Source organism: Acetobacter musti, from assembly GCF_011516835.1.
Taxonomy (GTDB): Bacteria; Pseudomonadota; Alphaproteobacteria; order Acetobacterales; family Acetobacteraceae; genus Acetobacter; species Acetobacter musti.
Window position 1 is genome coordinate 2501 of the sequence record NZ_WOTB01000069.1, and the last position, 3142, is coordinate 5642.

General features: G+C 55.0%; 2 rRNA genes. Both read left to right on the top strand.

The features are described from left to right. Positions 1 to 93: 93 nt before the first annotated feature. Positions 94 to 2831 (top strand): 23S ribosomal RNA (locus tag GOB93_RS20430). Positions 2832 to 2942: 111 nt separating this feature from the next. Further along, positions 2943 to 3058: ribosomal RNA gene (rrf, locus tag GOB93_RS20435) — 5S ribosomal RNA — on the top strand. Positions 3059 to 3142 lie beyond the last annotated feature (84 nt).

Consider the following 3142-nt stretch of genomic DNA (forward strand, 5'->3'; position numbering starts at 1 on the left):
AATGAAATATGACGCGCTTGATGAGCTGTCATGTCTCAGAACTGAAATGCGGAGCGTAAGCTCTGGCATGGATGGTTTCTGTGCATGGGAGTGAGTGAGTGTGAGAAGGGCATTCGGTGGATGCCTTGGCATCAGGAGGCGATGAAGGACGTGGCACGCTGCGAAAAGCCATGGGGAGCCGCGAGCAGGCTTTGATCCGTGGATATCCGAATGGGGCAACCCCCTCGCAAGAGGATCATGCACTGAATACATAGGTGTATGAGGCGAACCCGGGGAACTGAAACATCTCAGTACCTGGAGGAAAAGACATCAATTGAGATTCCGCCAGTAGTGGCGAGCGAACGCGGAACAGGCCAGCGGTTACTTGAAGATAAGCGGAACGGTCTGGAAAGTCCGGCCATAGTGGGTGATAGCCCCGTATGCGTAATGCTTTGAGTGATCCTTGAGTAGGGCGGGGCACGTGAAACCCTGTCTGAACATGGGGGGACCACCCTCCAAGCCTAAATACTCCCTGATGACCGATAGCGAACTAGTACCGTGAGGGAAAGGTGAAAAGCACCCCGACGAGGGGAGTGAAAGAGACCTGAAACCGGATGCCTACAAGCAGTCGGAGCCTCTTATGGGGTGACGGCGTACCTTTTGTATAATGGGTCAGCGAGTTTCTGTTTGCAGCAAGCTTAAGCCGTTAGGTGTAGGCGTAGCGAAAGCGAGTCTGAACAGGGCGACGAGTTGCTGGCAGAAGACCCGAAACCGAGTGATCTAGCCATGGCCAGGCTGAAGGTGCGGTAACACGCACTGGAGGGCCGAACCCACGCCTGTTGAAAAAGTCGGGGATGAGCTGTGGCTAGGGGTGAAAGGCCAATCAAACTCGGAGATAGCTGGTTCTCCGCGAAATCTATTGAGGTAGATCGTCATGTGTTTACCCCGGGGGGTAGAGCACTGGATGGGCTAGGGGGGCCCAAAGCCTTACCAAACCTAACCAAACTCCGAATACCCGGACGTATAGCGTGGCAGACAGACAGTGGGTGCTAAGGTCCATTGTCGAGAGGGAAACAGCCCAGACCACCAGCTAAGGCCCCCAAATCGTGGCTAAGTGGGAAAGGATGTGGGGATTCCAAAACAACCAGGAGGTTGGCTTAGAAGCAGCCATCCTTTAAAGAAAGCGTAATAGCTCACTGGTCTAACAGAAACCCTGCGCCGAAAATGTAACGGGGCTCAAGCCACGTGCCGAAGCTGTGGGTGCATACTTTGTATGCGCGGTAGCGGAGCGTTCCGTAAGTCTGTGAAGGAGACGGGGTGACCCTCTCTGGAGATATCGGAAGTGCGAATGCTGACATGAGTAGCGACAAACAGTGCGAGAAACACTGTCGCCGAAAGTCCAAGGGTTCCTGCGCAAGGTTAATCCACGCAGGGTTAGTCGGTCCCTAAGGCGAGGGCGAAAGCCGTAGTCGATGGAAATCAGGTGAACATTCCTGAACCTGCCAGAAGTGACGAATGCGAGATGTTGTCGGTCCTTATCGGATTGGTCCGGCTTTTTGAGCATTCCAGGAAATAGCTCTGGCATATAGTCCGTACCCTAAACCGACACAGGTGGACTGGTAGAGTATACCAAGGCGCTTGAGAGAACGATGCTGAAGGAACTAGGCAAATTACTCGCGTAACTTCGGGATAAGCGAGACCCGCAGGTGGGCAACCATTTACGGGTGGCACAGACCAGGGGGTAGCGACTGTTTAGTAAAAACACAGGACTCTGCGAAGTCGAGAGACGACGTATAGGGTCTGACGCCTGCCCGGTGCCGGAAGGTTAAGAGGAGGTGTGAGAGCACTGAATTGAAGCCCCGGTAAACGGCGGCCGTAACTATAACGGTCCTAAGGTAGCGAAATTCCTTGTCGGGTAAGTTCCGACCTGCACGAATGGCGTAACGACTTCCCCGCTGTCTCCAGCATCGGCTCAGCGAAATTGAATTCCCCGTGAAGATGCGGGGTATCCGCGGTCAGACGGAAAGACCCTATGAACCTTTACTGCAGCTTTGCAGTGGCATCAGAGACATTCTGTGTAGGATAGGTGGGAGGCTTTGAAGCAGGGGCGCCAGTTCCTGTGGAGCCATCCTTGAAATACCACCCTGAATTTTTCTGATGTCTAACCGCGACCAGTAAGCCTGGTCCGGGACCCTGCATGGTGGGCAGTTTGACTGGGGCGGTCGCCTCCCAAAGTGTAACGGAGGCGCGCGATGGTGAGCTCAGGCCGGTCGGAAACCGGCTGTCGAGTGCAATGGCATAAGCTCGCCTGACTGTGAGAGTGACAGCTCGATCAGAGACGAAAGTCGGCCATAGTGATCCGGTGGTCCCGCGTGGAAGGGCCATCGCTCAACGGATAAAAGGTACTCTAGGGATAACAGGCTGATCTCCCCCAAGAGTCCACATCGACGGGGAGGTTTGGCACCTCGATGTCGGCTCATCACATCCTGGGGCTGGAGCAGGTCCCAAGGGTTCGGCTGTTCGCCGATTAAAGTGGTACGTGAGCTGGGTTTAGAACGTCGTGAGACAGTTCGGTCCCTATCTGCCGTGGATGCTGGAGATTTGAGAGGATTTGTCCCTAGTACGAGAGGACCGGGATGAACATACCTCTGGTGCACCGGTTGTCGCGCCAGCGGCACAGCCGGGTAGCTAAGTATGGACGGGATAACCGCTGAAAGCATCTAAGCGGGAAACCCACCTTAAAACGAGATCTCCCCAAGGGCCGTGAAAGACCATCACGTCAATAGGCCAGGTGTGGAAGCGCAGTAATGCGTGCAGCTAACTGGTCCTAATCGCCCACAGGAACTCACTCATATTACGCTCTCCCTTAAAAGAGAGTGCCCATGCACAGAAATCATCCATGCCTCATATTTCACAATCACACCAACCGCAGCACCAGACACCACAGACGGTGGACTGGATGACCTGGTGGCTATGGCGGGGAGAGATCCACCCGATCCCATCCCGAACTCGGCCGTGAAAACCCCCAGCGCCTATGATACTGTGGCTTAAGCCACGGGAAAGTCGGTCGCCGCCAGGTCTTCCAGTCCACCCCTCACACATTACACCATCACCACCGCGGGGTGGAGCAGCCCGGTAGCTCGTCAGGCTCATAACCTGAAGG